This is a genomic window from Caldibacillus debilis DSM 16016 (assembly GCF_000383875.1).
In the GTDB taxonomy this organism is placed as follows: domain Bacteria; phylum Bacillota; class Bacilli; order Bacillales; family Caldibacillaceae; genus Caldibacillus; species Caldibacillus debilis.
This window is the reverse complement of record NZ_KB912884.1, coordinates 78,555-84,554: the sequence shown is the minus strand read 5'-3', so window position 1 is coordinate 84,554 and position 6,000 is coordinate 78,555. Positions and strand designations below refer to the sequence as shown.

Sequence of the window (6,000 nt, the reverse complement as noted above, 5' to 3'; positions counted from 1 at the left end):
GGGATTTTCAGCCAACAGTTTCTCTTTATTTCCGAAGTTTTGGATAACCCGAATTTTTGGTTTTTTGGTTACCGGATCCCGGAAGGATTCAACGATCCGAACATATTCCTTCCCGCGGTTCTTGAAGATTTGAAGGTACATGGGAATCACCTCATTAGAGATAATTATACCATATATACTTTCATATGTACATACCAAAAACATAAAAAATAGGCTAAAAACATGAAAAAATCAATGTTTTTAGCCCAATTTTTCAATTTCAACTGTAAAAGTCGGGAAAATCCCCTCCAAGGCCGGCCGGGGATTGTGCCTTCCCCGCCAGCCGGAAGGGGATCGAAGGTTTTATCGATCTTCCTCTCCTCTTACTCATTCCGCGTAGCTTGCAGGAATTGCAGGAGGAAATAGAGGAGTTCAAGCAATGCGACGGCTGCGGCGGCAACGTAGGTCAGCGCCGCGGCGCTTAACACCTTCCGCGCGCCCCGTTCCTCCTCGTTGCGGATGATTCCGAGGGCGACGACCTGATCCAGGGCCCTGCCGGAGGCGTTAAATTCAACAGGCAGGGTGACGACTTGGAACAGGACGGCAAAGCCCATGAGGATGATGCCGAGCAGGGCCATGTTTAAGAACCCTAAAACCAAACCGAGAATCAAAAAGAGATAGGACATTTGCGAACCGAGGCTCGCCAGCGGAACAAGGGCGGTGCGGAAGCGCAGGAAGGCATAATTCTCCTGGTCCTGCAAAGCATGCCCGACTTCGTGGGCGCTGACGGCAGTGGCGGTCAAGGACACGCCGTTGTATACCGCGCTGGAAAGGCGGACCGTCTTTGTCCGCGGGTCATAATGGTCGGTCAAAAAGCCGTGGACTTCCTCCACCTTTACGTCGTACAATCCGTTTTCATCGAGGATCTTCCGCGCCACTTCATAGCCGGTCATGTTCGTCGAATTATGAACTTTCAAATATTTTTTGGCGGTCGTTTGCACCTTCACGCTCGCCCACAACGGAATCAAGGAAATCAAAAGGAAGTAGATCAAGTAATTCGCTGCCACTTTCGCCCCTCCATCACGAATGCATTTCTATACATTGAATGTTACAGAAACGGCAAACTTATGTCAATCATTTTGCTTTTTTTCATACCTCTTCTTTTCTCCCCTGTATTTGCGGTAGCCCGCATAGGACAGGGCGAGCAGGATCATTCCCCCCGTGGATATGATCACCCACCATAGGGAAGGATCGGCCTCATCTTCTTTCACGTCGGAAAACAGGCTCCGCAAATCGGCCTCGAGCAAGTCCGTTTCGGCGATCAGTTCGTCCCGTTTTTGCGGATTGCCGATATGAGTTTCGATAAATTGAACCCTGGCGTCCATATTTTTCACGGTCTCCACGGGAAAATCGAGCAGGATGCTCGGGTAGATGACATCATACAATTTGGCGAAGCGGCGGAACGCCTCTTCCATCCCCTTTTCGGAGGCCGGTTCTCCGCGGGCGGAATCCTGAAAGGCATGAAAAGCCCCCATCACCCGGTCTTCCATATCCGCCCACAGCGGCTGGTAGGAACTCCCGATGGCGTCCAGTACAAAGCGGAACTTCATCACGGCATGGACCGCCTCTTCCCCGTGGATGGCCTCCCCCTCCAGCGCTCCCTTCGCGTCGGAAAGGGAAAGCTGCAACATCCGCACTTCATCCATTGAAAACAAATAAGGATGGCTCAGCGCCCGGTTCATCTCGGATTCCAATTGCTGCAGCGACTTCAAACTGTCCCCGTAACGTTCGGCCAGGGTAAACTGCAGCGCCTCATCGGCAAGCTGGTCAAGCTTTTTCAATTCGTCCGCCTGCTTGGCGAACCCGGTATCGAAAAGGAAAAAAAACCATGCGACGACAACTGCTGAAATCACGAGTCCTTTGAAAAGCTTCATGTCCTGTCCCCCCTCTTTCCCTAGTAATATGTATGAGGGGGTGGACAAGAGTAGACCAGATCCGGTCAATTTTCTTTCGGGAAATTCCCCGTTTTTCGCAAGCAGAAAAAGTAAGCGATCCCGATGGAGACCATGCTCAGCCAAAAGGTGAAATAACCGATTTGCGGAACATACTCGGCCAGGGAATGGTACCGGGGATACATCATGAAGACGTAATCGATGACGTCATTATGCAGCGTCCAAACGGCGGCGACGGCCAGATGGACGCCCCTTATCCTGTAAAAGGGCGCGTACAACAATCCTTCGACGGCCATGGCCAAATGGGAGGCGATCAGCATATACCCTTCCCACGGCAGGCCATCTTCCACGATGAATGTCAAAATGTTCATGACCACCGCCCATATCCCATATTTGAAAAGGGTCACCAGGGCCAGCGCCTCAAACAGCGGCCAGTTCTTTCCCAAAAGAAAGGCGGTCAGCACAAAAACAAAAAACAGGCTGGCCGTCGGGCTGTCCGGGACGAAAGGCAGGAAACGGGCGGGGGTTTCGGCCAGCTGGCTGCCGTACCAGATGTATCCGTAAACCGTACCGGCGGCATTCACCAATAGCAGCGCCCAAAGGAACTCCCGGTATTGCAAAAAGGCGTAAAATCGGACCAAGGAAAACACCCCCGCTTTGTAAAAAAACCGGCGAAAAATCGCCGGTTTTATTCCGCTTCGATGCTTTTAATGTATTCCGCCAATTTTTGCAGTTCTTCATCGGTTCCTTTGAAGATTCCCGGAGGCATCGATCCGATGCCGTTCTTGGCGATATCCTTGATTTCATCGACGGATTTTTCCGTTCCCACCAGGGCGGGATTGGAACCTCTTCCTTCAAGGTTTTCCCCGTGGCAGCTGATACATCCCTGCTCCTGGTAAATCTTGTAGCCTTCCGCCGTTTTATCCACTTCCACCTGGGTGCGGATTTCGCCTTGTTTTCTTGCCGCTTCCCAGTCATGCTGTTCGACGGCTTCCCATGTCAGATAAAAAATGAGGGCGATCGTCAACAGCATGAAACCGGTGGCAAAGGGGCGCTGGCTCGGCCGGCGTTTCGGGCCGCGGTCCAAAAAGGGCGCAAGCAGAAGGGCCAGGAAAGCCAAGCCGGGTATGACAATCGTCCCGAGCAGCACATATTTTCCGGATGCGTAGGAATATTTCAGCAGTTGGTACAGAAACAGGAAATACCAGTCAGGCATCGGCGTATAGGACGTGTCCGTCGGATCGGCGATCCTTTCCAGAGGCGGCTCCTCAACGATGGTCAGGCACAGGAAACCGACCAAAAAGACGGCCCCGACCAGCCATTCCTTCAAAAGAAAGTCGGGATAAAAGGCCTCGGTCTTGCCGGGATATTCCGAATAATCCTTCGGAATGTTCGGTTTCCGCTCGGCCGGAATCCGGGAATCGCCGACGAATTTCATTCCTTTTCCTCGCTTCATGAAGCATCCCCTCCTTTTTCAGGCCAATTTTACAGCGGACCGGAAATCCCCTGTCTCCGGATCAGGATGAAGTGGATCCCGATCAAAAGCAGCAATGCCGCAGGGAGGAAAAATACGTGAATGGCGAAAAATCTCGCCAGCGTTTGTGCACCGGTAATGTACGGGTCGCCCGCAAGCAGCGTTTTCAGCCACGGACCGATCAGCGGAACCGATTCCACGATATTCAGCGTAACCTTCGTCGCAAACAGGGCCTTCATGTCCCAGGGCAAGAGATAGCCGGTCAGACCCAAACCGAGCATGACGGCAAAGATGCAGACCCCGACGATCCAGTTAAGCTCCCTCGGCTTTTTATACGCGCCTTGGAAAAACACGCGCAGCGTATGTAAAAACATCATGACGATCACGATGCTGGCGCCCCAATGGTGCATGCCCCGGACGATTTGCCCGAAAGCCACTTCATATTGCAGATAATAGACCGATTCCCAGGCGTTTTTAATATCCGGAACATAATACATCGCCAAAAACATTCCGGACAGGATTTGAATGACGACGACAAAAAAGGTCAGCCCGCCGAAACAGTAGACGAAAGCGGAAAAATGGTGGGCGGGGTTTACATGTTCCGGAACTTCATGGTCGGCGATGTCCCGCCAGATCGGCGTGATGTCCAGGCGTTCATCGATCCAATCATAAATCTTGTTTAGCAAGTATTACGCCCCCCCTCTTTCTTTCGCTCGCATGCTCAAGTACAAATACCCGTCTTTGACTTGATAATCGAATATGTCCAACGGTTTCGTCGGCGGCGTGTTGGGAACGTTTTTTCCGTCCTTTTCGTACAGCCCGTTATGGCACGGGCAAAAGAACATGTTCGGATGCTTCGGGCTTCCGTTCCAGTTCACGGTGCAGCCCAAATGTTTGCAAACGGGGGACAACGCGACGATATCGCCTTTTTCGTCCTTATATACCCATGCCGTTTGCGTCACTTCCGATTCATACCAGCCGTCCACCTGCTTATATTTGAAATCAACGCGGACCGGTTCGCTGGTCAATTCATCCACTTTCACATTCGTGGCGATAAAATCGCCGCCCTTTTTCGCCTCCAGAACCGGATCGACGGCAAAACGGAGCATCGGCATCACCGTTCCGGCAGCCATGAAGCCTCCCACACCCATCAATGTATAGGTCAAAAATTGCCGTCTCGTCACCCGTTGTTTACTCATCCTTTTCCCCCCTAACCTGTCAAAAAAAATCGATTCAGACGAAACAAGACATTATCATGATAAATCATTCAAATGGCTTGGTCAATATAATAACCGTTTTTATGATAAAAAACCGCCAATATATAAAGGGAAGGAATTTTTTCAACCTTCCATCATGATGAAATTTCCGCTTTCTGCCATTTTTCTACAAAAATATTTAATAGTTGCCCGGCCTGGTTTTCCATTATGGCCCGCTTGTTTTGTTCATCCAAATGCTCGAGGGGTACCGAAGGAACCCAGAGAAATTCCCCGTCCTCGTCCGAAAGCAACTCCTTCCAGCTCCGGTCGGAAGAAAGGAAGAATACGAAACGGAAATCCGCCTCGCGGACGGGATGGAGCCATTCGTCAAGCAGGCGGCGCCTTTTTTCCCCGGAAAATTCCGCAAAATATGTATACGGCGGAAGCAGCAACACCCTTCCCTTAAACTGCTTTTCCAAAAGATGGCCGAGAATTTCCACAAACTCTCCGGAATTCGCCGCTTCCTTGGCGCCCTCCCCGAAAGTTACCGGCACAAACGGGATCAGGAGCGTATCCACGTATTTCCTTTCGCCGGCAAACAAGGCCGCGTCTTTCGCCGTCCATCGCAATAGGCCGTCACCTCCTGAGAGAAGCCGAAATCATTTTCTTTTTTAAAAAATAATCATTCTAATCATAAATTATACATGAAATGGAGACCGTTCATCATGGAAAGAAAAGAAAATAATATTGAATAATTTGTGAACATTTCCGGCATGCCTTTTCCCCGGGGCGCCCCCTCCCAAAAAAAGAAAAAGTGCCCCGCTTTGTCGGCACTTCCATTCATCCATCCGGATTGATCGATTTCAGCTGCTCCGTCAGTTCCATAAACAATTCCTTGTCTCCCCGGTCAAGCGCTGCGTCGATTTCCCTTTTCAGCCTTTCCCTTAAAAAGTTTTCCCGGGAAGCCTGCAAAAATTTCTCGGCCAGTTCCCTGTCCTGTTCCGTAATGTACAGGATATCCGGCACGTACGGATTTTCTTCCAATACGGCCGCATATCGGTGGGATTGATGCATCTCTTTAAAATTCAGCTGGATGTAAATATCCTCGTTCCGGTTCAGGCGGATGTCATGGAAGGATTTTTCCGCGTCCGTGGTCATGACCGATTCCTTGTAAAACCGGAACGGCACGTCGTCCACACAGACGGTGGACATGATCATTCCCCTCGGGCAAAACTGGGCATGTTCCACGAAATGGACCTTTTCCATCAAAAGGTCATGGCTCATCAAATAATTCAGGATCCAGACGCATTCCCGCTTTTTCAATTGATAATTGTTCAAAAACCATCGGATAAACTCCTTTTTTTCGTTGACGGAAACAGGAGTGGCCATCTTTTTCCCC

Annotated in this window: 8 protein-coding genes; all 8 read right to left on the bottom strand. The window is 50.5% G+C overall.

Annotated elements, in window-relative coordinates; translation table 11 throughout:
• Positions 1-362: 362 nt before the first annotated feature.
• The gene (locus A3EQ_RS0107565) at positions 363-1,046 is read right to left on the bottom strand and encodes a zinc metallopeptidase (protein WP_020154578.1); all 684 of its coding nucleotides are present in this window, start codon (positions 1,044-1,046) and stop codon (positions 363-365) included.
• Positions 1,047-1,109: 63 nt separating this feature from the next.
• Positions 1,110-1,913, bottom strand: coding sequence for a sporulation protein YpjB (locus A3EQ_RS20775; protein ID WP_020154577.1), 804 nt, complete (start codon positions 1,911-1,913; stop codon positions 1,110-1,112).
• A 65-nt stretch (positions 1,914-1,978) separates the two neighbouring features.
• The gene (gene lhaT / locus A3EQ_RS0107555) at positions 1,979-2,572 is read right to left on the bottom strand and encodes a lipoprotein heptaprenylglyceryl N-acetyltransferase LhaT (protein ID WP_020154576.1); all 594 of its coding nucleotides are present in this window, start codon (positions 2,570-2,572) and stop codon (positions 1,979-1,981) included.
• Between the two features lie 47 nt (positions 2,573-2,619).
• Positions 2,620-3,387: a menaquinol-cytochrome c reductase cytochrome b/c subunit gene (locus A3EQ_RS0107550; RefSeq protein WP_020154575.1), complete on the bottom strand. Its 768-nt coding sequence runs from the start codon at positions 3,385-3,387 to the stop codon at positions 2,620-2,622.
• A 29-nt stretch (positions 3,388-3,416) separates the two neighbouring features.
• Positions 3,417-4,091 (bottom strand): menaquinol-cytochrome c reductase cytochrome b subunit, encoded by a 675-nt coding sequence (gene qcrB / locus A3EQ_RS0107545; protein WP_020154574.1) that lies wholly within the window; start codon positions 4,089-4,091, stop codon positions 3,417-3,419.
• A gap of 3 nt (positions 4,092-4,094) precedes the next feature.
• Entirely contained in the window at positions 4,095-4,604 is a 510-nt protein-coding gene (locus A3EQ_RS0107540) for a QcrA and Rieske domain-containing protein (RefSeq protein WP_020154573.1), read from the bottom strand.
• Positions 4,605-4,756: 152 nt separating this feature from the next.
• The gene (locus A3EQ_RS0107535; protein WP_020154572.1) at positions 4,757-5,230 is read right to left on the bottom strand and encodes a YpiF family protein; all 474 of its coding nucleotides are present in this window, start codon (positions 5,228-5,230) and stop codon (positions 4,757-4,759) included.
• Positions 5,231-5,441: 211 nt separating this feature from the next.
• Complete coding sequence (locus A3EQ_RS0107525) at positions 5,442-5,990, bottom strand: ReoY family proteolytic degradation factor (protein ID WP_020154570.1); 549 nt, start codon at positions 5,988-5,990, stop codon at positions 5,442-5,444.
• Positions 5,991-6,000 lie beyond the last annotated feature (10 nt).